22 protein-coding genes are annotated in these 22,073 nt (G+C 36.8%); 12 read left to right on the top strand and 10 right to left on the bottom strand.

Annotated features, from left to right (window positions below):
* Positions 1 to 18 precede the first annotated feature (18 nt).
* The 3 genes from IIF7_RS17195 to IIF7_RS17185 all read right to left on the bottom strand — a co-directional run bounded on the left by IIF7_RS17195 (position 19) and on the right by IIF7_RS17185 (position 4,194).
* Positions 19 to 1,113, bottom strand: coding sequence for a DUF748 domain-containing protein (locus IIF7_RS17195; protein ID WP_084842922.1), 1,095 nt, complete (start codon positions 1,111 to 1,113; stop codon positions 19 to 21).
* Between the two features lie 108 nt (positions 1,114 to 1,221).
* Entirely contained in the window at positions 1,222 to 2,670 is a 1,449-nt protein-coding gene (locus IIF7_RS17190; protein ID WP_084842921.1) for a glyceraldehyde-3-phosphate dehydrogenase, read from the bottom strand.
* A gap of 126 nt (positions 2,671 to 2,796) precedes the next feature.
* Positions 2,797 to 4,194 (bottom strand): S1C family serine protease, encoded by a 1,398-nt coding sequence (locus IIF7_RS17185; RefSeq protein WP_084842920.1) that lies wholly within the window; start codon positions 4,192 to 4,194, stop codon positions 2,797 to 2,799.
* 139 nt (positions 4,195 to 4,333) lie between these two features.
* Between IIF7_RS17185 and dapF the strand changes: the two genes are divergently transcribed.
* The 4 genes from dapF to IIF7_RS17165 all read left to right on the top strand — a co-directional run bounded on the left by dapF (position 4,334) and on the right by IIF7_RS17165 (position 7,573).
* Positions 4,334 to 5,125 carry a diaminopimelate epimerase gene (dapF, locus tag IIF7_RS17180; RefSeq protein WP_084842919.1) on the top strand — a complete coding sequence of 264 codons (792 nt, stop codon included), beginning with the start codon at positions 4,334 to 4,336 and terminating at the stop codon, positions 5,123 to 5,125.
* Complete coding sequence (locus tag IIF7_RS17175; RefSeq protein WP_084842918.1) at positions 5,119 to 5,652, top strand: GNAT family N-acetyltransferase; 534 nt, start codon at positions 5,119 to 5,121, stop codon at positions 5,650 to 5,652. The genes dapF and IIF7_RS17175 overlap by 7 nt, the downstream gene beginning before the upstream one ends.
* Positions 5,642 to 6,685: an endolytic transglycosylase MltG gene (gene mltG, locus IIF7_RS17170; RefSeq protein ID WP_084842917.1), complete on the top strand. Its 1,044-nt coding sequence runs from the start codon at positions 5,642 to 5,644 to the stop codon at positions 6,683 to 6,685. Before IIF7_RS17175 ends, mltG begins: the two co-directional genes overlap by 11 nt.
* A gap of 210 nt (positions 6,686 to 6,895) precedes the next feature.
* Positions 6,896 to 7,573, top strand: coding sequence for a peptidoglycan-binding protein LysM (locus IIF7_RS17165; RefSeq protein WP_084842916.1), 678 nt, complete (start codon positions 6,896 to 6,898; stop codon positions 7,571 to 7,573).
* 8 nt (positions 7,574 to 7,581) lie between these two features.
* Here the strand turns inward: IIF7_RS17165 and IIF7_RS17160 are convergent, their stop codons facing one another.
* Genes IIF7_RS17160 through dnaA form a run of 3 tightly spaced genes read right to left on the bottom strand, consistent with a single transcriptional unit; the run spans position 7,582 to position 10,258 of the window.
* A complete protein-coding gene (locus IIF7_RS17160) occupies positions 7,582 to 8,307 on the bottom strand; it encodes an SAM-dependent methyltransferase (protein WP_084842915.1) in 726 nt (241 codons plus the stop codon).
* Complete coding sequence (locus IIF7_RS17155; RefSeq protein ID WP_084842914.1) at positions 8,307 to 8,777, bottom strand: low molecular weight protein-tyrosine-phosphatase; 471 nt, start codon at positions 8,775 to 8,777, stop codon at positions 8,307 to 8,309. Before IIF7_RS17155 ends, IIF7_RS17160 begins: the two co-directional genes overlap by 1 nt.
* 53 nt (positions 8,778 to 8,830) lie before the next feature.
* Positions 8,831 to 10,258: a chromosomal replication initiator protein DnaA gene (dnaA, locus tag IIF7_RS17150; protein ID WP_084842913.1), complete on the bottom strand. Its 1,428-nt coding sequence runs from the start codon at positions 10,256 to 10,258 to the stop codon at positions 8,831 to 8,833.
* 208 nt (positions 10,259 to 10,466) lie between these two features.
* Between dnaA and IIF7_RS17145 the strand changes: the two genes are divergently transcribed.
* Positions 10,467 to 10,859: an acyl-CoA thioesterase gene (locus IIF7_RS17145; protein ID WP_084842912.1), complete on the top strand. Its 393-nt coding sequence runs from the start codon at positions 10,467 to 10,469 to the stop codon at positions 10,857 to 10,859.
* A gap of 272 nt (positions 10,860 to 11,131) precedes the next feature.
* On the opposite strand, the gene IIF7_RS17140 is transcribed toward IIF7_RS17145, so the two are convergent.
* The 3 genes from IIF7_RS17140 to ribD are packed head-to-tail and all read right to left on the bottom strand — an operon-like array spanning position 11,132 to position 13,426.
* Entirely contained in the window at positions 11,132 to 11,746 is a 615-nt protein-coding gene (locus IIF7_RS17140; protein ID WP_084842911.1) for an IMPACT family protein, read from the bottom strand.
* 35 nt (positions 11,747 to 11,781) lie between these two features.
* Complete coding sequence (locus IIF7_RS17135; protein WP_084842910.1) at positions 11,782 to 12,393, bottom strand: HAD family hydrolase; 612 nt, start codon at positions 12,391 to 12,393, stop codon at positions 11,782 to 11,784.
* The gene (gene ribD, locus IIF7_RS17130) at positions 12,386 to 13,426 is read right to left on the bottom strand and encodes a bifunctional diaminohydroxyphosphoribosylaminopyrimidine deaminase/5-amino-6-(5-phosphoribosylamino)uracil reductase RibD (RefSeq protein WP_176218986.1); all 1,041 of its coding nucleotides are present in this window, start codon (positions 13,424 to 13,426) and stop codon (positions 12,386 to 12,388) included. Before ribD ends, IIF7_RS17135 begins: the two co-directional genes overlap by 8 nt.
* Positions 13,427 to 13,455: 29 nt before the next feature.
* On the opposite strand from ribD, the gene IIF7_RS17125 reads away from it, so the two are divergent.
* The 5 genes from IIF7_RS17125 (at position 13,456) to IIF7_RS17100 (ending at position 19,429) form a co-directional block, all read left to right on the top strand.
* Positions 13,456 to 13,941 carry a GNAT family N-acetyltransferase gene (locus IIF7_RS17125; protein WP_084842908.1) on the top strand — a complete coding sequence of 162 codons (486 nt, stop codon included), beginning with the start codon at positions 13,456 to 13,458 and terminating at the stop codon, positions 13,939 to 13,941.
* 379 nt (positions 13,942 to 14,320) lie between these two features.
* Positions 14,321 to 15,172: a peptide chain release factor N(5)-glutamine methyltransferase gene (gene prmC / locus IIF7_RS17115; RefSeq protein ID WP_084842906.1), complete on the top strand. Its 852-nt coding sequence runs from the start codon at positions 14,321 to 14,323 to the stop codon at positions 15,170 to 15,172.
* Positions 15,173 to 15,185: 13 nt separating this feature from the next.
* Complete coding sequence (locus tag IIF7_RS17110; protein ID WP_084842905.1) at positions 15,186 to 15,794, top strand: LOG family protein; 609 nt, start codon at positions 15,186 to 15,188, stop codon at positions 15,792 to 15,794.
* A 351-nt stretch (positions 15,795 to 16,145) separates the two neighbouring features.
* Positions 16,146 to 18,584: an NAD-dependent DNA ligase LigA gene (ligA, locus tag IIF7_RS17105; RefSeq protein WP_084842904.1), complete on the top strand. Its 2,439-nt coding sequence runs from the start codon at positions 16,146 to 16,148 to the stop codon at positions 18,582 to 18,584.
* On the top strand, positions 18,581 to 19,429 hold the full coding sequence (locus IIF7_RS17100) for an exonuclease domain-containing protein (RefSeq protein ID WP_084842903.1): 849 nt from the start codon (positions 18,581 to 18,583) through the stop codon (positions 19,427 to 19,429). The genes ligA and IIF7_RS17100 overlap by 4 nt, the downstream gene beginning before the upstream one ends.
* A 25-nt stretch (positions 19,430 to 19,454) precedes the next feature.
* Here the strand turns inward: IIF7_RS17100 and IIF7_RS17095 are convergent, their stop codons facing one another.
* The gene (locus IIF7_RS17095; RefSeq protein ID WP_084842902.1) at positions 19,455 to 20,099 is read right to left on the bottom strand and encodes a helix-turn-helix transcriptional regulator; all 645 of its coding nucleotides are present in this window, start codon (positions 20,097 to 20,099) and stop codon (positions 19,455 to 19,457) included.
* Between the two features lie 87 nt (positions 20,100 to 20,186).
* Between IIF7_RS17095 and IIF7_RS17090 the strand changes: the two genes are divergently transcribed.
* The gene (locus IIF7_RS17090) at positions 20,187 to 20,798 is read left to right on the top strand and encodes a superoxide dismutase (RefSeq protein WP_084842901.1); all 612 of its coding nucleotides are present in this window, start codon (positions 20,187 to 20,189) and stop codon (positions 20,796 to 20,798) included.
* Positions 20,799 to 20,946: 148 nt separating this feature from the next.
* Entirely contained in the window at positions 20,947 to 22,038 is a 1,092-nt protein-coding gene (locus tag IIF7_RS17085; RefSeq protein WP_139801351.1) for an efflux RND transporter periplasmic adaptor subunit, read from the top strand.
* Positions 22,039 to 22,073: the final 35 nt, after the last annotated feature.

Below are 22,073 nucleotides of genomic sequence, written 5' to 3'. Positions count from 1 at the left end.
AACGAATATTAAGTTTAATTAATCTTCTCGCTTTGCATCTTCAAAATTAATTTCTTCGTTTACGCTATTTTTAAATGCGTTGATCCAGGCATTTTCGAATATATTTAGAATGGTGGGAAGGATGCCACTTTTTACATTATTAAGATCGCCTTCTATAGGTACTTTTGTTGCTAAAGTATCGGTGCCTTGGTTTTTCAGAATAAATTTGAATACTCCAACAAATCCTTCCCAGAGTTTTTTTAATAGCCCGCCTTCATCATTTTTTCCAATCAGTTTAGTGTTAATAAACATGGGTTTTATATAACCCTTCATATAGGCATCGTTAATGGCTACTTCGCTATAAAGCTCGAAGGTTCCGCTTTCAAAATCTACACCGGCGTATTGCCTTGTAAGATCATTGATTCCGGTAGCGTTTGCTTTTTCAAGAGAAAAGTCAAGATCCATATCTGGAATCTCTTTGAGTAAATTCAGATTACCGTTTAAATGCACATTGCCATTACCAATAGAAACTGCTGTGGCTTTAATATTTGAAGGTAATTTTTTTTCGGTGTTTACCACATTACTAAGATTCGTTGCCTGCAGGTTTATTTTTTGCATAAACATATCAAGCTCTGGATCTGTAGAAAGCTGAACAAAATTTGCCGCACCATTATAGATCTGGAGTCGGTTAATATCTATGGGCACTAGATCTGTCAGCGCTTTTGTCCAATCCTCGGCATCTGCATTTTCTGCGGAAGTAGAATCTTGCTGATCTTCAAAAATATAATTAAATTTAGGGCTTTGCATCTCGATCTCGCTTACCACTTTCCCTTTTAAAAGTGATTTCCATTCTATTGAAATATCTGTTTTTGGGAAATCGAGTAGGGGAGTATCGGTTTGGGCTTCTTCATTGATCAGGATCAAACCGTCGATGGTATAAGCACCTCTCCATAAAGCAAGGTCGATATCTTCTACGTGGCCGTTGTAACCGGGAATATTATTTAGTGTTTTGTTGACGTAATTTTTAACGATCAGTGGAAGAAATAATCTAAAAATGATAAGTGCAAAGATTATAGAAACGGGAATGATGTATCGTTTCTTCTTAAGATGTCGTCTTTTTCTTTTAGCATTCATGCTTTATTTTTTACAAAATTGCACAAAGCCTTTAAATCAACAGGTTAAGTTTATCACAAAAAAGATACCCGCCATTGGCGGGTATCGGGGATTGGAAAAAATACAGGTTTAGTAGTAAGTATATCGCCTAACTTTAGCAATATACTTTGCTAGCCTGATTACCTGATGGCTATAGCCATACTCATTATCATACCAAATGTATAGTACGATGTTTTTTCCATGATTGGCAACGATCGTTGCTTTACTGTCATAAATTGATGGTGCAGAAGAGCCAATAATATCAGATGAAACCAGTTCGTTATCGATCGAGAATTTAATTTGCTCTACCAAATCGCCTTCCAGCGCATATTTTTTTAAGACCGAGTTTACACCTACTACAGAAGTTTCATTTTCTACCTCTAAATGTAAAATAGCTAAAGATCCATTTGGTACAGGAACTCGTATAGCGTTAGAAGTTAATTTCCCTTCTAATTGAGGTAAGCATTTGGCAACTGCTTTACCGGCACCGGTTTCAGTAATAACCATATTTAAACTCGCTGCCCTGCCACGGCGATATTTGCTATGCATATTGTCTACCAGGTTTTGATCGTTGGTGTATGCATGGATGGTCTCTAAATGACCATGGACGATCCCTAAGGATTCATCGATAGCTTTTAAAACCGGAGTGATCGCATTTGTGGTACAGCTGGCAGCCGAATAAATGTCGTTTTCGTCTGGCTTAAATAACGTGTGGTTTGCCCCGTGAACGATATTAGGAATTCCTTTTCCCGGTGCGGTAAGCAATACTTTTGAAGCTCCTTTAGAACTTAAATGTCGTTTCAATGCTTCCTGGTCTCGAAAAGCACCAGTATTATCGATAATTAGAGCTTCATTTATACCAAATTTTATGTAGTCTACATCTTCGGGTTTTGCAGCACTAATTACATGAACCGTAGTTCCGTTGATTAGAAGTGCAGATTTTTCAAGGTTATAAGAAACCGTTCCTGCAAATTCACCATGAATAGAATCATTCATTAAAAGTGAAGCTCTTTTAGCTAAAACTTCTTCTGAAATTTTATCTCTGGTTACGATAGCTCTTAATCTAAGTTGATTGCCTTTGCCAGTTTTTGTCATCAATTCTCGAGCAACCAATCGGCCAATTCTTCCGAAGCCATATAACACCACATCTTTAGGAGTTACAGCTTCTACTTTTTTTGCTCCTTTTAATTTATCTGAAACGAAAGCCAGCGCATTGGTATATTCGTCATCTTCTAAATGATACTCGTAGGTAAGTTTTCCGATATCTAATTTCGCCGGAGGAAGATCCAGGTTTTTAATTGCTTTTGCGATTTCAACCGAATCAAATATTGAGATCGGTTTTTGAACAAAAGCGCCTGCATATTCATGAAGGTTTAAAATGTCACTAACATTTTTATTGATTAGCTGATTTCTGAAAAGTACAAGCTCGATAGATTTGTCATACCATAGGTCACTCAGGATATTTATAAATTCTACTGTTGCACGTCTTCGATCTGCCTGAAATGCCAGTTCTCTTTCGTAAACTTTATTTAAGCTCATTTTGTGTAAATGTGTGGTTGAATTTATTACAAAAGTACATATTTCAAACGTTTTCGTAAAATATTTAAAACATAAAAAAACTCCCGTAAATACAGGAGTTTTAAGTGTATTTTCAACGTTTATTGCCTATCTAAAGATCACACGCTGTTTTTGCCCGGTTTTATCAATAAATGTCATTGTTAAACCTTGACCTCTTTCTAAAGATTTAAAAGCTTCATCTGCATCACGAATATCGTAGATCTTCTCACCGTTAATTTCAGTAATTATAGAGCCTACAAATTCTTCTTCAGAATATTGATCACTTAAGGTCTTACTAATTTTTACGCCATTTTCGGTTTGATAAAACTTTAATTCGTCTTTAGTAGCATTAGTAACTTCTAAACCAATTGGAAGCTGTGTAACACTAAGTTTTGTTAATTTAACGGCTATTTCTTTTTCAACACCATCTCTTAAAACAGTTACGTTTACCGTATCATTTGGTCGTTTAGTGTTAATATAACCAGTAAGATCTGAAAATTTATTTACGCTAATGTTATCAACTTTTCGAATTACATCTTTCGCTTTTATTCCGGCTTTCTCTGCACCACTTCCAGAGGTTACTTCACTAACATAAACTCCTTGCGAAGTACCATATTCTTCACTAAGCTCTGGAGTTCTGTTAAAATCACTTCCTCTAATACCAAGAATTCCCTGTTGGATATCTCCATATTCCATAATATCCTCAACAATTTTTCTGGCATTATTAGATGGTACAGCAAAGGCGTAACCAACATAACTACCCGTCATCGAGGTAATTGCAGTGTTAATTCCAATTAATTCTCCATTAATATTTACAAGCGCACCACCGCTATTTCCTGGGTTTATCGCAGCATCGGTCTGGATAAAGGATTGTCCTGTAGCATTAGGATTTAAGTTTCTGGATTTTGCACTTACAATACCAGCAGTTACGGTAGATTTTAAGTTGAAGGGATTCCCAACAGCTAAAACCCATTCACCAACTTTTACATTGTTAGAGTTACCAAAAGGAATATATTCCAACTCTTCTTCAGGTTCTACTTTTATTAATGCAATATCTGAAATCGCATCGGCGCCTATCACTTTCGCTTTGTAAGTTTTGTTATTATTTAGGGTAACTTCCAACTCGTTAGCTCCTTCAATAACATGATTGTTGGTTACAATGTAGCCATCTGGAGTGATAATCACACCAGATCCAGTTCCTCGTAAAGCTTTGCTAGATTCAGTTTTTCCCTGCATAACGTCTGCCCAACTTCTTGGGCCACTATAAACGGCAACATTTTTAACGTGAACCACAGCATGTACTGTTTTTTCGGCAGCAGCTGTAAAATCTACATTCGTACCATACGTACGATTGGCATCATAATTTGCTTGAATAAGGCTTTGGGTAGCATCTTGCTTTTCTTGCAAGAAGGAAACATTTTCTTCTTCAAAAAATAGCTTGTAGCTACCTAATGTTAATGCTCCACCAAGGATGGAAACAATAAGTAAACTTGCTAATTTTCTCATCTTCTTTTGAAAAATTTTATTAATTAAACTTTTAAATTATACTAAATAGATTCTATTTTCCTGTTTGTCAGCTAATAGTTAAAAACGCAGAAGTCAGTTCTAAAATTGTATATTTGAGCCGTTAAAATCTGCTAAAAAAATGAGACTTCAGTTTTTCAAATATCAGGGAACAGGAAACGATTTTGTTATGATCGATAATCGTGATAAAACAGTATCCAAAAACGATACCAAATTGATCAACAGGCTTTGTGACCGTAAATTTGGCATAGGAGCAGATGGATTAATTCTTTTAGAACACCCGGATGTTGAAGGAGACGATTTTAAAATGGTTTACTTTAATGCTGATGGAAATGAAAGTAGCATGTGTGGTAATGGTGGTCGATGTTTAGTAGCTTTTGCAAAAATGCTAGGAATCATCGAAACTGAAGCTAATTTTACCGCCATCGATGGCCCTCATAAAGCTTCTGTAGATAAAGACGGTATTGTAAATTTACAGATGCAAAATGTATCTGATATTTACCAATCTGGTAATATTGCATTTCTAGATACAGGTTCACCACATCATATTGTTTTTACTGAAAATGTAAAAGAGCTGGATGTGAAAGAAGAAGGAGCGGCTATACGATATTCTACAGATTATAAGGAAAAAGGAACTAACGTTAATTTTGTCGAGAAAACTGAAGCTGATGATACTTTTATTGTGCGAACGTATGAACGCGGCGTAGAAGATGAAACTTTAGCTTGTGGAACCGGAGTAACCGCAGTGGCGATTGCAGCGCATAATAGTAATAGAACCAAGGCAAGCGAGGTGAAATTGCAGGTTCCGGGAGGGAATTTATCTGTAAGTTTCAAAGCAGATGGCAATAATTATAGTGATGTTTGGTTAAAGGGTCCTGCAAAACTTGTTTTTAAAGGAGAGATCGAATGCTAACATTAAAAGGAGAGAAATTATATCTGCGCGCATTAGAGCCTGAAGACCTCGAGTTTCTTCATGAATTGGAGAATAACGAGGAATTTTGGGAAGTAAGTGCTACGCAAGCTCCTTTTTCAAAATATGTCCTGAAAAAATATCTTGAAAATTCACATTTAGATATTTACGAAATAAAACAATTGCGTCTTGTAATTTGTAATCTTAAAGATCAGCCCATTGGTTTGATCGATATTTTCGATTTCGAACCAAGAGATCGAAGGGCTGCCATTGGGATTCTAATTGCAAATCCAGAAGAACGACAAAAAGGTTTTGGAGCTGAAAGTTTAGCGCTTGTTTGTAAATACTGCTTCAAACATTTAGGATTACATCAGGTATATGCAAATATCACCGCAGATAACGAGCGTAGCTTGCGACTATTCGAAAATCGCGGATTCACGCAGGCAGGTTTAAAAAAGGAATGGACGTTTGTAAATGGTCGTTTTAAAGACGAATATTTATATCAACTAATAAATAAGAATGTACATTAAAAAGATTTTAGTAGCCATTGCAATTTTAGGATTGGTGGCCGTAGGAGGATTCAGTTATTATATTTATCAAAGTATTTTTGGGGAAAATACCGCATTTTCTTCCGAAGAAAAAGTAGTGTTAATTCCTACAAATTCGGCTTATCCAGCGGTGATTGATAGCCTAAGACCGCTCATTAAAGATCTTAATAGCTTTAATATCGTTGCAGAAAAGAAGCAATATCCAAATAATATAAAAGCTGGAAGGTTTATTCTGAAAAAAGGAATGAATAATAACGAGATCATCAATACACTTAGAAGCAGGAATGCGCCGATTAATGTAACTTTTAATAATCAGGAGCGTATCGAAGATCTTGCAGGACGTGTGTCCACTCAAATCGAAGCAGATAGTCTTAGTTTACTTGAAGCGATGAGAAGTGAGGATTTTCTTGCTGAAAATGATTTTAACGAGGCAACAGCTTTAGGAATGTATATTCCTAATAAGTATGAATTTTTTTGGAATACCTCTGCTGAAGAATTTATAGGCAGAATGAAAAAGGAATACGATCGTTTTTGGACGGCCGAGAAATTAAAGAAAGCCGAAGAGATTGGTTTAACACCGGCGCAGGTAATTACTATAGCTTCTATTGTGCAAAAAGAAACCGCAAAGGTAGACGAGCGTCCAAGAGTTGCCGGAGTGTACATGAATCGTTATAAGAATGGCTGGAAATTGGATGCTGATCCTACAGTGATTTATGCAATTAAAGAAAAAACACAGAATTTCGATACGATCATAAAAAGAGTGCTTTATAAGGATCTTGAATTAGATTCTCCTTACAATACTTATAAATATGCTACAATTCCCCCCGGCCCAATTAGTATGCCCGATATTTCTTCAATTAATGCAGTATTAAATTATGAGGATCATGATTACTTCTATTTTGTAGCCAACGTAGAAAATTTCGGGTATCATAAATTTGCTAAAACCCTTGCTCAGCATAATAGAAACAAGCAGGAATACGTACGCTGGATTAATAAACAGGGTATAAAAAGATAAAAAATCTAAAATTAAGGAAAGTGTAACTTGTTGATATACTTTATGTTATCTTTTTGCTAAAGTTTAAATAGCTTTGTGAAAGGTTTAACAGTCTGAATTTCAGATTATTAAAAATTGTCTTACATTTGCATCCGCAAATTTGAAGATAAATCAAGTTTATAAATATAGAAATAAAATTTGATTTAACAAAGTCTTCAGAAAAAAAATGTAATGAGTAAGAAAATTGTTAAACTTTCCTGGTTACCAGTTCTTGCTGGATCTGTGTTTTTTAGTTTCAGCACCAAGAAGGCAGCCGATTTAGAGATTGAAGGTTTTACTACTCCAAATCTTGAATTAGATTATACGGTATCGCTAGATACGTTGCCGTTAGAATCTACAGAAGTTGCTGTAAAAGCACTTCCGAAATTAGGTAAGTCTTATATAGGGTTTAAAGAAGCAATTGGCTTTAAAGAATCTCGTGGAGACTACAAGAGTATTAACGAGTATGGTTATATGGGGAAATACCAGTTTGGTAAAGGAACACTTAATTTATTAGGTGTTTACAACACGCAGGAATTCCTTAATACTCCAGAACTTCAGGAAGCAACGTTTTATACCAATGCTTCCCGTAACAAATGGATTTTGATTCGTGATATCAAACGCTTTGTTGGTAAAACAATAAACGGAGTTGAAGTTACCGAATCTGGTATTCTGGCAGCTGCACATCTTGCAGGGCCTGGTAGTGTGAAAAAATATTTAAGAAGCTACGGCGCACAAATGTTCAACGATGCATTTGGTACCAGTATTAAATATTATATGAAGCGTTTTGCAGGCTATGATACTTCGTTTATCAAACCTGTTAAAAATCCGCGTGTAGATTTTTCTAAAATAAACATCGCTAATTCCTAATTTTAGGTTTAGTCTTTTTGAATAATAAAAATGGTAGGTCTTTTATGAAGATCTACCTTTTTTTGTTTCCACTCATTTATAGGAAGCGTTAGGATAAATTCTGAAGCTAATGTGATATCGCAAGCAATACATAAGCGGGTAGAAGGGTGTAAAGTCTGTATAAGATCTTCTAAAAGCTTGTTATTACGGTATGGCGTTTCAATAAAAACCTGAGCCATATTTTTTTCAGCCGAAATACGTTCAAGATTCTTCAATTCCTGCTTCTTTTCTTTTTTATCGATAGGTAAGTAGCCATTAAAACTAAAAGCCTGGCCGTTCATTCCGCTACCCATCATGGCAAGTAAGATCGAGGAAGGACCAACTAAAGGAATTACCTGTATTCCATTTTGATGAGCCAGCTTTACAATTTCGGCACCGGGATCGGCAACTCCGGGAACACCAGCTTCACTTATAAGTCCCATATCAAATCCCTCTTTACAGGCATCTAAAAAGTTAGGGATTTCAGTAACTTCAGTAAACTTGTTTAGAGTTTTGAATTTTAGAATCTGCTGTTTTTTCTGCGGAACAAGTTTTTTTATGGCTCTACGGGCAGTTTTTTCGTTTTCAGCAATATAATGATCTATGCGTTCTACGTGTTTTTTTACCGTTAATGGTAAAACATCTATAGGGTTAGATTCTCCCAATGTCGTTGGGATTAAATAAAGTTTTCCTGAAAATGAAAAGTTTGCTGCCATTAGTAGGTTCCGTTGTTTAATTTTTCAATGATCTTATCGGTAGCTTCATCCAGCATTTGATATACATTTTCGAAGCCCTGATCTCCGCCATAATAAGGATCTGGAACATCTACATTTTCACCGGGAAAGATCTCGTTTAAGATCAATTTTATTTTTTCTTTTTCTTCTACGGAATTAGTTAAAGAAACCGCATCGCGATAATTTGAATTATCCATCACAAAAATATGGTCAAAATCTTTCAAATCTTGCTTTGTAAGTTGTCGTCCGCGTTGATCGGTAATATCAAGATTGTGTTTTCTAGCAGTAGCAATAGATCTGCGATCGGGTAGATCGTCAATATGATAATTGCTTGTTCCGGCCGAATCTACATAAACTTGGCTCGTATCTACTTTTGCCTTTAAAACTCCTTCAGCAAGAGGCGAGCGGCAAATATTACCAAGGCAAACCATAAGGATCTTTTTCTTTTCCATATTCAGTAGCTATTTTAAAGCAAAAAAGCTCTTTTAAAAGAGCTTTTTGAAACTTAGATCGTTAATTTTTTATTGAGGTCTTCTACAAATTTTTTGAATTGCTTATCTGTAGAAGCAAGATTATCTACCGTTTTGCAAGCGTGTAAAACAGTGGCATGGTCCCGACTTCCAATTTGTGAGCCGATGCTGGCTAAAGAAGCTTTTGTGAATTTCTTCGCAAAGAACATGGCCAGTTGTCTCGCCTGTACAATGTGTCGCTTTCTGGTTTTAGATTGCAAAGTTTCTACATCCATCTGGAAATAATCACTTACTACTTTTTGAATGTAATCGATACTTACTTCACGTTTGGTGTTCTTAACGTAATTATCGACGATCTTCTTTGCAAGTTCTAAAGTAACATCCTTTTTGTTGAAAGAAGAGTGAGCGATCAAAGAAATAATTGCTCCTTCTAATTCACGAATATTAGCTTTAATGTTGTTCGCTAAGAACTCAACGATATCTTCAGGCATTTCTACACCATCACGATAAAGCTTATTCTTAATTATTGAAACACGAGTTTCGAAATCTGGATGTTGTAATTCAGCCGAAAGCCCCCATTTAAATCGAGAAAGTAAACGCTGCTCGATATCCTGCATATCTACCGGAGCTTTATCACTGGTAAGAATTACCTGTTTTCCGTTTTGATGCAAGTGGTTAAAGATGTGGAAAAATACATCCTGAGTTCCTGCTTTACCCGATAATAATTGAATATCATCTACAATTAGAACATCAATAATCTGGTAGAAATGAATAAAGTCGTTTCGATTATTTTTCTTAACAGATTCGATATACTGTTGCGTAAATTTTTCCGCAGAAATATAAAGAACCGTTTTCTCTGGATATTTGTCTTTTATTTCTACTCCAATGGCGTGTGCCAAATGAGTTTTTCCAAGACCAACGCCTCCAAAAATAAGAAGCGGATTAAAAGATGTTCCTCCCGGTTTGTTTGCCACCGCTAAACCAGCAGATCTGGCTAGTCGGTTAGAGTCTCCTTCAAGGAAATTCTCAAAGTTATAACTTGGGTTTAACTGAGATTCGATCTTTACATTTCTAATCCCCGGAATCACAAAAGGATTCTTTAATTCAGGATTTTTATTCTTTACAGGAACATCTACTTCCTGTGAAGCCATATTAGCTCGTTGTGTACTAGGAATCTTTTCGGTAAAAGGTAACTTATTACCGTAGGTGTTTTCCATCTTTATAACGTACACCAATTTTGCTTTCTCCCCAAGCTCGCGGGTTAAACTAACTTTTAAAAGTTTAACATAGTGTTCTTCCAACCACTCGTAGAAAAACTTAGACGGTACCTGTATGCTTAATGCACAATCGGTAAGCTTTACTGCTTGTATTGGCTCGAACCAGGTTTTATAAGCCTGTGGCGAAATGTTATCTTTTATAAAAGCTAGACAGCTATTCCAAACTGATTGCGCAGTTTTCGACATGCTACGTGTGACGTTATTTGTTGGTTACTAGATTGTTCGATTTAACTCCTGATAAGAGTGCCCCTTTCCAAAAGAAGGGCAACAAAGATGTGAACAAAATATGTAAAAAAAAAACCGTTTTGGTATTGAATTTTTGGAATATTTTACCCATACTTATAATGAACCGAAACTCAAAATTTATTTTATTTTCAAGCCTTAAATTTCAACAATGACAGACCATGTATCCATACTAAAAGTACGATATGCAGAAACAGACCAAATGGGTGTTGTGCATCACGGCAATTATGCTCAGTATCTTGAGATTGCGCGAATTGAGTGGCTTGAAAAAATTGGAATCTCCTATAAAAGTATGGAAAAAAATGGGATTATGCTACCAGTTTATGAAATGAATTTTAAGTTTAAGAAATCGGCATTTTTTGACGATGAATTAAAGATTATTACCAGTTTACGGCAGACTCCCGATGTTAAAATCATATTCGATTATAAAATATATAATCAGGATGAAGAATTGTTAACAACGGCCAACACCACTTTGGTTTTTATGGATGCCGAAACAAGACGCCCAATTCGATGTCCTGAATATGTTTTGGAAAAACTTTAGAAGCTAGAACTTAGATCGATTTGTTTTAAATTTTAGACTCTAGACTTTTTATTTTGAATTCTAAATGTTGAATTTTGAATAAAATCAGAATCAAGATTAAGGAGGAAAGATGATGTTGATTATCTAAGTAAAGATTTTTTTATTCTGAATTTGGATTGCAGACAAAAAGAATAGCTTATTATGCTGAATGCTGAATGCTGAATGCTGAATGCTGAATGCTGAATGCTGAATGCTGATTGCAAACTGCCCACTGCGACCGCCTACTGATTTTGTTATTTTTCTACTCTTTTTATTTCCACCTTATAAGTAGTGTCGAATTTATCGAAAATCGCCTCAGCTTCTTTTTTCCTTACCGATAAATAGATCTTGCAATCTAACTCGAGCTTTTGTTCGATAATATTTAGATTGTTTTCTTTGATGAGTCGCATTACGATATTCATTTCAGGATAATCAAAATGAACTTCAAAAATTTCGTCGATGGTACGCTTAACGATATTCGAATTTTCCAGCGCCATCTGGGCTGCGGTTTTATAAGCGCTTATGAGTCCGCCTACACCTAATTTCACACCACCAAAATATCGAACAACTACAATTAGAACATTGGTAACGTCAAACGACTGAATTTGTCCATAAATTGGCATCCCGGCTGAATTTGATGGTTCGCCATCGTCGTTAGCACGATAATAAATATCCTGTTCTTCCTTTCCCGTTTGCCAGGAGTAACACCAGTGCCTTGCTTTATGGTGTTTAGATCTTAATTCTTCCAGGTAAAGATTGGCTTCCTCTTCATTTTTAATAGGAAAAGCATAGCCAAAAAACTTCGAATTTCGGTGTTTAAATAAAACTTCTTCAGATGCTTTGGTTATGGTTTTGTAGGTGTCCTTCATTTTGGCAAACTAAGGAATTTTAACGAAAATCAGCTTTAAGAGAATAATTCTTTCTTGGTAGTAAATAGATCGATCACATCTTCTCGCGTAGGTTCCAAATTCCAAACATTGATTCCTAAAGCTGCCGCAGCATCAGTGTTTTCCTTGGTATCGTCTATAAAAAGACACTCTTCGGGCTTTAAATCATGCTGCTTAAGCACATATTCGTAGATATTGGCGTCTGGCTTTCTAAAATTAATCTCGTAAGACAAATAAAACGCATCAAAACATTGCTGAAATTCGTTAAAAAACGACACATTTTCTTTTACCCAATCAATATGAATTTCATTGGTGTTACTCAATAGTAAAAGCTGATAATCTTTCTCTGCAGCCAGTTTCTTTATAAATTCTAATCGATATTCGGGAAAATCTACCAAAATAGCGTTCCAGGCATCAAGAAATTGGTCTTTTTCGACCGTACTGAACTCCTTTTTATAGCTGTTGAAGAATTCTTCAGAAGAAATTAGACCTTTTTCATATTCCTGATTGATAGCAACGATCGATTCTGGTAAATTTTTAATGCCGAATTTCTCTAATTGAGCCGGCGTAGCCGATTTGTCAAGATTGATAAAAATATCGCCAAAATCGAAAATTATGGTTTTAATCATTTAAATAGGTCTTTAAAATATTGTCTTCTATTTTTTCTTCGGAAATTAATTTTCCCTGAAACTTTGGAGCTAAAATTCCTTCTTTAAGCTGAACATTTCCGGTAAAAACCCGGGCTTCATCCCATAATTCAGCATCAATAAAACTTTGAAGCGTTTGCAAGCCGCCTTCAATAATAACCGATTGTAAATTTTCCTGAAATAAGATCTTTCCAATTTGTTCAGGTAAATTTTCAGTAAAATCAGCTTGCCGATATTCGATGTTTTTAGCCTCTTTTTTTGGAATACTTTCAGTAATAACAATCGTTTTTATACTTCCATCGAAAATAGCAGAATCTGCCGGGATTTTTCCAGAGCGATCGATTACTATTCGCACGGGATTGTTTCCGGCGTGTAATCTGGTGTTCAGTTTTGGATTATCGTCGATCGCGGTTTTTGTACCTACTAAGATCGATTGTTCTTCAGCTCGCCATTTATGCACTAATTGCTTCGAGTAGCGATTACTTATCCAAACGGGAGCACGATCTTCACGTTTAAACGGCGCGATAAAACCATCTTCGGTTTGCGCCCATTTCAATATAATATAAGGACGCTTTTTATTGTGAAAAGTGAAAAATCGCTTGTTTAGATCCTGCGCTTCTTTTTCTAGAACGCCAAGCATCACATCGCAACCGGCTTCCATTAATTTTTTAATGCCTCGCCCGGCAACTTCAGCAAAAGGATCTACCGTGGCAACCACCACTTTTTTAATGCCTTTGGCGATGATAAGGTCACTGCAAGGCGGCGTTTTTCCAAAATGGCTGCAAGGTTCTAAACTTACATAAATGGTCGATTTCTTTAAAAGCTCTGGATCTTTAACCGAATTTACCGCATTTACCTCGGCATGTGCTTCGCCTGCTTTTTGATGCCAGCCTTCGCCAATGATCTTGTCTTCGTAAACAATAACGCTACCTACCATGGGATTTGGATAGGTGCTTCCCAGTCCGTTTTCGGCTAGTTGCAAACAGCGTTTTATATATTTTTCGTGTATATTCACAGCCACAAAAATAGGATTAATTAGTAAGAATGAGCACTCTTAAAATTAGGGAAATTCAGCAGCAAGACAATCAGCAGGTTAAAAACGTTATTCAGGAAGTTTTGGTAGAATTAGGTGTTCCAAAAGTAGGGACCGCTTACGAGGATAAAGCTTTGGAGGATATGACTGCCGAATATGATGCGGAACGTAAAGCATATTTTGTGATTGAAGAAGATAGTAAGATTATTGGCTGTTGCGGGATTGGCCCATTACCCGGATTCGAAACCGAAATTTGCGAATTACAAAAGATGTATTTTTTACCTGAAGCTCGCGGGAAAGGCCTTGGCGCCCAAATGATGGATACCTGTTTAAAATTTGCCAAAAGTCAGGATTACAAAAAATGCTATATCGAGACTTTACCATACATGAAAGATGCTTGTAAACTGTATAAGAAAACCGGTTTTGAGGAATTAGAAAAACCACTTGGAAATACAGGACATTATAATTGTACGGTTTGGATGATAAAAGATCTTTAGTTAGAAGTTAGATTTTAGATCGCTTCGCTGTTAGAGTTTAGAGATTAGACTTTTTATTTTGAATTCTAAATGTTGAATTTTGAATTAAAATTTTTAGAAGTCATCTCGACCCTGCCTCGCCGGCAGGCAGGCGAAGTAGAGAGATCTTATAGAGTTTGAGATTAGAATGAAGAAAATAGAGAAGAAACTTTTTTATTCTGAATCTGAATCTGGTTCGCAAAAATAATGAATAGCTTATTATGCTGAACGCTGAACGCTGAACGCTGAACGCTGAACGCTGAACGCTGAACGCTGAACGCTGAACGCTGAATGCTGAATGCTGACAGCTAAAAGCTAAAAAAAACAGTAAACCGTCAACTGTCAACAGTAAACTAAAACCATGACTATCACTCAACTTAAAAATAAATTCTTAGAAGATCTTGGTGACAATTATCCAAAAGAGGAAATTCTGTCCTTTTTTTATTTGTTGGCAGCGCATTTTTTAGAAATGAGTAGGTTGCAGATGGCTCTAGAGCCTAACAAAGAATTAAGTGAAGCTGAAATTGGCGATTTTGAGCAGGCTTTAGAAAAACTCGCTTCTTTTGAACCTATTCAATACATCATCGGGGAAACCGAATTTTTTAGTCTGAATTTTAAAGTCGCACCCGGAGTTTTAATTCCGCGGCCAGAGACCGAAGAATTGGTGCAATGGATCTTAGATGAGGTTTCGCTTCAGCAAAAATCAGATCTAAAGATTTTGGATATTGGGACGGGTAGTGGTTGTATCCCGATTAGTTTAAAAAAACACTTACCAAAAGCTCAAATTTCAGCAATAGATATTTCAGAAGAAGCTTTAAAAATCGCTAAAATTAATGCGGAACAAAATGAAGTTTCAGTCGATTTTATACAACAGGATATTCTTTCCGCAGAAAAACTTCCGCAGCAATTTGACATTATCGTTTCGAATCCGCCGTATGTTCGCGAATTAGAGAAAGCCGAAATGCAGCAAAATGTGTTACAACATGAGCCGGAAACTGCACTTTATGTAAAAGACGAAAATCCTTTACTTTTCTATAAGAAAATCACGAAATTAGCACAAGAAGGGCTTGCCAAAAATGGTATGTTGTTTTTTGAAATTAACCAATACCTGGGCGAAGAAACAAAAGCTATGGTTGAAGATCATGGTTTTAATGCTGAACTTCGCAAGGATATGTTTGGAAATTTTAGAATGCTAAAAGCCCAAAAACGCTAAAAAATCTGCTATTTTGGAAGAAAATAACCTACAGAATTCTCTAAAAAGTATTGCTGTTTTTTGTGCCAGCAGCGATGGTATCGATTCAGAAATTATAGAAACCTCTAAAAAATTGGGCTCGTTTTTGGCCAAAAACGATATTCGTTTGATCTACGGCGGTAGTAAACGCGGATTGATGGGGCATGTGGCAGCTGGAGTTCAGGAAAACGGAGGAAAAGTTACCGGTGTGATTCCAGAATTTCTTAAGATCAAAGAAGTGGTGCATACCAGTTTGGATGAATTGATCACGACGCAGGATATGCACGAGCGTAAACTTACTATGCATCGATTAAGCGATGGTTTTATCACTCTTCCCGGAGGTTTTGGAACTTTTGAAGAGCTTTTTGAGATTATTACCTGGGCGCAGTTGGGCTTGCATCAAAAACCCATTGGATTGCTGAATATTGATGGTTTTTATGATGATTTGATTAGTATGCTCCGCAAGATGGTCGATAAAGGGCTGCTGAAAAAAGAGAATTTCGATTTGCTGATCATTGCTGAAACTATCGAAGAATTGTACGAAAAAATGAAGTTTTTTAAACCACTCCCCACACCAAAGTGGATTACTAAGAATCAGACGTAGCATAATTAAAAGTATAGAACGATTAGGGACTAATTTGGCCTACTTTTTCTAGTCGTAGTAAAAGCACTGAAAAATAAAGCGGCTGGCAGTGGAGTTCTGCCTAGCGAAGCGGTTGCAGAACGCATGGAGAGGTTTTTCAGTAGCTTTTCAAGATTAGAAAATTAAGTCTAGATTTTTTGTTTCTTTTTCATCAATGGAAAAAGAAAGGATAAAATTCATTTTAAGTCTCTTTAACCAAAATTACCAATTGTCCAATTATTAATAAACCAATATTTTATTAGGTTTGGAATCTAAACTTATCAGAAGAAAAAATACGATCATTTTTTAATGATTCTCTATTTATAAAAGCACATGGAAATCGAGAAGAAAATTACCGCGCTTCGGGAAGAATTGCAGCATCATAATTACCAGTATTACGTTTTGGATAATCCTGAAATCAGTGATTATGATTTTGATATGAAGCTGAAAGAGCTTCAGGAATTAGAAGAAAAGCATCCCGAATTTAACGATCCTAACTCGCCAACGCAGCGTGTAGGTGGCGCGGTAACCAAGAATTTTGCGACGATTGTGCACGAATATCGTATGTATTCGCTTTCTAACTCGTATTCTAAAGAAGAATTGCAAGATTGGGAAACGCGTATCCGCAAGTTGGTGGATGGCGATATAAAATATACCTGTGAGTTAAAGTACGATGGCGCTTCGATGAGCCTTACGTACGAGAAAGGAGAACTGGTGCAGGCGGTAACTCGTGGTGATGGTTTTCAGGGCGATGATGTGACTAATAATGTGAAAACCATTCGATCTGTGCCTTTGAAATTGCGAGGTGATTATCCGGAGAAATTCCATATTCGTGGAGAGATCGTATTGCCATTTGAAGGTTTTGCAAAACTGAATGCAGAGCGTGTAGAAAATGGAGAAGAACCTTATGCGAATCCGCGTAATACGGCTTCTGGAAGTTTGAAATTACAAGATAGCGCTGAAGTTTCTAAGCGACCTTTAGATTGTTTGCTTTACAATATTGCAGGCGAAAATCTTCCAATTTCGTCTCAGTATGAAAGTTTAGAAAAAGCTCGTGATTGGGGCTTTAAAGTTCCGGCAGAAAGTGAATTGAAAAATAATATCGACGAGGTTTTAGAATATATCAATTATTGGGATATTCATCGCCACGATCTGCCTTACGAGACAGATGGCGTGGTGGTAAAGGTGAACGACTTTAGCCAGCAGGAAGAATTAGGTTATACGGCAAAATCGCCACGTTGGGCGATGGCTTATAAATTTAAAGCCGAGCAGGAAACAACTAAGCTGAATAAGATCACTTACCAGGTTGGCCGAACGGGAGCGATCACTCCGGTGGCGAATTTAGAACCCGTGCAATTGGCGGGAACTATTGTAAAGCGTGCCTCTTTGCATAATGCCGATCAAATTGAAAAGCTTGATATTCGTGAAGGAGACAAGGTTTTTGTTGAAAAAGGTGGGGAAATTATTCCGAAGATCGTTGGTGTAGATTTTAAACAACGTGATCCAGAATCAGAGCCTACTGTTTATGCAACGCATTGCCCGGAGTGCGGAACCGAATTAGAACGAAACGAAGGCGAAGCACAGCATTTTTGCCCAAATTACGTGGGCTGCCCACCGCAAATTATTGGCCGAATGGAACATTTTGTTTCCAGAAAGGCCATGGATATCGACGGACTGGGAAAAGGAACGATTGAAATTCTATATTATAATGGAATAATTAATAATTACTCCGATTTCTATTACCTCACTTACGATGATATTATTGGGCAGGAGCGTTGGCTGGATAACGAGGAAGCCGGAATCAAAAAAGAAGGTGAACTTCAGGTAAAACTTGGTCAGGCGATTTATGCGTTGAGCCAGGGTTGGGGAAGTATCACGCGAGCAGATTCAGAAAAAATAGGAGCCGAAATTGTACAATTAGAAGATCTTTTTAGTTTGAATATTGCTGAAGTTGAAGCTGTTGACGAAAAGAAATTTAAGCGTTTTCTGAATGAATTGAATTCCGCCATGCAGCGTGTCGATGTTTCAGCATATACTTCCATGGAAGATTGTGTTTCGGTGAATTTATTGATTGATCTTAAGTTTCCAGATCATCAGGAAAACCAACCGGCGAAAGAAGCACTTAAAAATGCCGATTATATCGATGAATTACTTCGGAACAAAAGCTTTCAGCATTACCCGAAATTTGATGATTTTATCACTAAAATTTCAGATCGAAGCCGAATTAGTATTCAGAAGAAGACCACAGAAAATATATTGAATTCCGTAGAGGAATCTAAAAAAAGAACTTTCGATAAAGTCTTGTTTGCTTTGGGAATTCGAGATGTTGGAGAAGTAAGTGCGCGAAAAATAGCCGAACATTTTGGGAATATCGACAAACTGATGGAAGCGAGTGTAGAAGAACTTATCGAGCTTCGTGATGTTGGCGAGCGTGTGGCGGCAAGTATTACCGAATTTTTTACTGATGAAGAAAATCTGAAGATTGTAAATCGTTTACGTGAAAAAGATTTACAGTTCGAAATGGAAGAAAAAGAAACTGCTTCGAACAAGTTAGAAGGACTGAGTTTTGTGGTTTCCGGAACCTTTTCTATTTCTAGAAATGAGCTGAAAAAACATATTGAAGAGAACGGTGGAAAGAATTTAGGTTCTTTATCTAAAAGCACTTCTTATCTTATCGTTGGTGAAAAAATGGGGCCAAGTAAAAAGGTGAAAGCTGAAAAAGAAGGCATCAAAATGATAAGTGAAAAAGAATTTTTTAAAATGATCGAATGATTGAAGATTTTGTAGCTTTTGATTTTGAAACCGCCAGCGGAAAAAATCCCTGTTCGCTTGGAATGGTGGAATATAAAAATGGTAAAAAATATCGCGAATTTTACGAATTAATAAATCCTGAAGTCGCCTATTTTAATCCGTTTGCGGTACAAATTCATGGAATTAGGTATGAAGATGTTCAGCACGAAAAGAATTTTGCTGAGCGATGGGAAGAGATGAGCTCTTTTATTGAAGGAAAAACTTTAGTGGCGCATAATGCGAAATTCGATAATTCTGTGCTACTTTATTCTTTGCAGCGCTACGGAATAGAATTGCCACAGTTTAATAGTTTTTGCACGCTGCAACGCGCCAGAAAACTGGTAAGATTACCAAGTTATAAACTTAGTTCCTTAGCTAACTTTTTTGAAGTTCCGCAGTTTCACCATCACAATGCTTTAGAAGATGCTTTTGTTTGTGGCGAATTGTTCTTAAAACTGAATAGGCTAGAGCAAGAACTACAATTGCAGCAGGAGCATGGCGTTGAATTTCCGTCCAGTTATTTAGATTGGATTGCAGAAAAGCAAGGCCAAAACGTGCAAATTCGGCGTAAAGCTTTGGCTAGTTTTAGTCAGTTATTTGGTGGTTTGCGATTTGTGATCTCCGGAAATTTCCAGAATTTCTCGAGAACTGAAATGCAAAAGATCATAACCCAGAATGGTGGTCGTGTGACAGGATCTGTTTCAGGATTAACCAATTATCTGGTTTGCGGCACAGAACCAGGCCAGGCAAAACTTGGTAAAGCAAGATCTACCGGAACCAGGGTGCTTTCAGAAAATGATTTTTTAAAGATACTTCGGGTTTTGTAATATTCTATGTTTTAATGCTTAGTTTTTAAACTTTTGCTGGTTCTTCTTCAATTTTATAGGCACAACGGCGTGCACCGGCCAAAATGTGATTTACTCTTTTTATTTGAATATTCTCCCCAAGAACTTTCTTGAAAGTGTTTAATTCAGATTTGCAGAATCCCTGGCAGGTTTTTGCAGCTTCACAAATTGGGCAGTGATTTTCGATAAGCATAAAACTACCATCCTCCTCTTTTTCAAACCTTGCCATATAACCTTCCTTGGTACGAATTTCAGCCAATTGCTCCAATTTATTTTCCAGGCTATCTGTGCTGTCAATATTTTCTTTGTATCGAACAATATTATCTTCCCCAGCGGCAAAAATGATCTGGTTAAGCGCTTCTTCGCCAAGGTTTTGTTTAATTTTTTCAATCAATTTTACGGTAAGACCAGAATGCGTGTCAGGAAAACGTGCATGACCTTTTGCAGTAAGTGACCAAACCTGTTGAGGTCTACCGCGCCCTTTAGATCTACTTTCAGATTTTACAAACCCCTCATTAGACAATTTTAGAAGCTGAAAACGAGCACCTTCCGTAGTGACTTTAAGTTCCTGAGCCAATTCTTTAATTGTCTGTTCTCCTTTATTTTTAAGTATCGAAACCGCTCTTTCGTTATCTGAAATATTATTTTCCATAATAAACAAAGTAATTATTTGGTTTATTAATCAAAAGTACTACATTTGTAGTGTAATAAAAAGTTTAATTTTTAAAACTACAAAGATATGAGTTACGAATTGCCAAAATTACCATACGCATACGATGCTTTAGAACCTCAAATTGATGCAACAACTATGGAAATTCACCATACAAAACATCACCAGGGTTATACGACTAAATTAAATGCAGCTTTAGAAGATGCAGGGTTAGCCGATAAAGATTTAGAAAGTCTTTTCTCAAATATCTCTGAATTATCTGGAGGAATTAGAAACAATGGCGGTGGTTATTTTAACCACAATTTATTCTGGACAATTTTGAGTCCGAATGGTGGTGGCCAGCCAACTGGAGAAGTAGCAAAAGCAATTACCGACGCTTACGGTTCTTTTGAAGCGTTTAAAGAAGCTTTTGATAATGCCGCAGCTACACGTTTTGGTTCTGGATGGGCATGGTTAATCGTAGGTGAAGATAACAAAGTAAAAGTGACTTCTACTCCTAACCAGGACAACCCGTTAATGGACGTTGCTGATGATAAAGGAACTCCAATTTTAGGATTAGACGTTTGGGAGCATGCTTACTATTTAAACTATCAAAATAAGCGACCTGAGTATATTGGCGCGTTCTGGAATCTTGTAAACTGGGACGAAGTAGAAAAGCGCTACCAGGCAGCTAAAAAATAATTTTTCTTACCATTCCAACTGCTAAATCCGGTGAGTTTTATTGCCGGGTTTAGCTCTTTTAACTTCCGAAAAACATTTTAATCAAAAAACAGCTCGGTTTTTTGACAGCCACTCCTATGTGTTTTTCGAATCAAAATACCTTACAGACATGCAAAATTATCACAAGGAGATAAGGATTATGGTGATAATCCTTTTTGGAGGTTTATTGTCTTCATGTAAAAATGAAAGCAGTCAGAATATGGCGCAGGCTGCTCCGCAATATCCGGTTTTAAAAATTACAGAAGCGCCAACTACACTTCAGCGAAAATATCCTGCAGTTATTCAAGGGGAAGAAGATATAGAAATTCGTCCTAGAATCGATGGCTATTTACAGAAGATCTATGTTGAAGAAGGAAGCCGAGTAAAAAAGGGAGATCTTCTCTTCAAAATTGATGCTCCGCAGTACAATGAAGTAGTAAAAGCTGCACAATCTGCTGTGAAGAATGCCGAATTAAAAGTTCAAAAAGCTACTCCGCTGGTTGAAGAAGGCATTATAAATCAATACGAACTAGATGCCGCTAAACTCGATCTGGAAGCACAAAGAGCTTCTTTAGCTCAGGCGCAGGCCAATCAGGGATATACGTTTATTAAAAGTCCGGTTGATGGAGTTGTTGGTGCAATTCCGTATCGTACAGGAAGTTTGGTGAGTCCGCAAGTCGTAGCGCCGTTAACCGTAGTTTCTGATATCGATAATGTGAAAGTCTATTTTTCTATGGACGAAAAAGAATATTTAGAATTTTACGCTGATCACGAAGGAAACTCGGTTGATGATAAACTGAAATCTTTCCCTAAAGTGAAGCTTCAACTTTCAGACGGTAGTATTTTAGAAAGTGAAGGTGAAATTACAGCGATTGGTGGATTATTAAATCAGCAAACGGGATCGGCACGTCTTACGGCTGTTTTTCCAAATGCCAATCAAAGAATACGTAGTGGTGGTAGCGGTAAAATCCTTATTCCGCAGTCATTTTCTTCAGCAATAATGGTTCCGCAGAAATCAACTTTCGAACTTCAGGATAAACGAATGGTCTATAAAGTAAAAGACGATCGCGTTTTTACTTCAGAAATTAAAACAATGCCAACTACCGTAGACAACAAATTTGTGGTAACCGAAGGACTTTCAGAAGGAGATATCATCGTTTTTGAAGGCGCCGGAACACTTCGCGACAGCCTTCAAATTAAACCGAATATCATTACCCAGTAAATTATTTGAAATGCGATTAAGTGTTTGATTGCTAT

It is taken from the genome of Zunongwangia atlantica 22II14-10F7 (assembly GCF_002094855.1).
In the GTDB taxonomy this organism is placed as follows: domain Bacteria; phylum Bacteroidota; class Bacteroidia; order Flavobacteriales; family Flavobacteriaceae; genus Zunongwangia; species Zunongwangia atlantica.
Note: the sequence above shows the minus strand (reverse complement) of the source record. Positions and strands in the feature narration are given on the sequence as shown.

Coding starts and splice junctions, on each gene's coding strand:
- IIF7_RS17175 (WP_084842918.1), top strand. CDS start 5,119: ATGCTAACATTAAAAGGAGAGAAATTATATCTGCGCGCATTAGAGCCT.
- mltG (WP_084842917.1), top strand. CDS start 5,642: ATGTACATTAAAAAGATTTTAGTAGCCATTGCAATTTTAGGATTGGTG.
- dnaA (WP_084842913.1), bottom strand. CDS start 10,258: ATGTCGAAAACTGCGCAATCAGTTTGGAATAGCTGTCTAGCTTTTATA.
- IIF7_RS17090 (WP_084842901.1), top strand. CDS start 20,187: ATGAGTTACGAATTGCCAAAATTACCATACGCATACGATGCTTTAGAA.
- IIF7_RS17095 (WP_084842902.1), bottom strand. CDS start 20,099: ATGGAAAATAATATTTCAGATAACGAAAGAGCGGTTTCGATACTTAAA.
- IIF7_RS17085 (WP_139801351.1), top strand. CDS start 20,947: ATGCAAAATTATCACAAGGAGATAAGGATTATGGTGATAATCCTTTTT.
- IIF7_RS17135 (WP_084842910.1), bottom strand. CDS start 12,393: ATGATTAAAACCATAATTTTCGATTTTGGCGATATTTTTATCAATCTT.
- IIF7_RS17195 (WP_084842922.1), bottom strand. CDS start 1,113: ATGAATGCTAAAAGAAAAAGACGACATCTTAAGAAGAAACGATACATC.
- IIF7_RS17140 (WP_084842911.1), bottom strand. CDS start 11,746: ATGAAGGACACCTACAAAACCATAACCAAAGCATCTGAAGAAGTTTTA.
- IIF7_RS17160 (WP_084842915.1), bottom strand. CDS start 8,307: ATGGCAGCAAACTTTTCATTTTCAGGAAAACTTTATTTAATCCCAACG.
- IIF7_RS17185 (WP_084842920.1), bottom strand. CDS start 4,194: ATGAGAAAATTAGCAAGTTTACTTATTGTTTCCATCCTTGGTGGAGCA.
- IIF7_RS17190 (WP_084842921.1), bottom strand. CDS start 2,670: ATGAGCTTAAATAAAGTTTACGAAAGAGAACTGGCATTTCAGGCAGAT.
- IIF7_RS17125 (WP_084842908.1), top strand. CDS start 13,456: ATGAGCACTCTTAAAATTAGGGAAATTCAGCAGCAAGACAATCAGCAG.
- IIF7_RS17155 (WP_084842914.1), bottom strand. CDS start 8,777: ATGGAAAAGAAAAAGATCCTTATGGTTTGCCTTGGTAATATTTGCCGC.
- dapF (WP_084842919.1), top strand. CDS start 4,334: ATGAGACTTCAGTTTTTCAAATATCAGGGAACAGGAAACGATTTTGTT.
- IIF7_RS17165 (WP_084842916.1), top strand. CDS start 6,896: ATGAGTAAGAAAATTGTTAAACTTTCCTGGTTACCAGTTCTTGCTGGA.
- prmC (WP_084842906.1), top strand. CDS start 14,321: ATGACTATCACTCAACTTAAAAATAAATTCTTAGAAGATCTTGGTGAC.
- IIF7_RS17145 (WP_084842912.1), top strand. CDS start 10,467: ATGACAGACCATGTATCCATACTAAAAGTACGATATGCAGAAACAGAC.
- IIF7_RS17100 (WP_084842903.1), top strand. CDS start 18,581: ATGATTGAAGATTTTGTAGCTTTTGATTTTGAAACCGCCAGCGGAAAA.
- ligA (WP_084842904.1), top strand. CDS start 16,146: ATGGAAATCGAGAAGAAAATTACCGCGCTTCGGGAAGAATTGCAGCAT.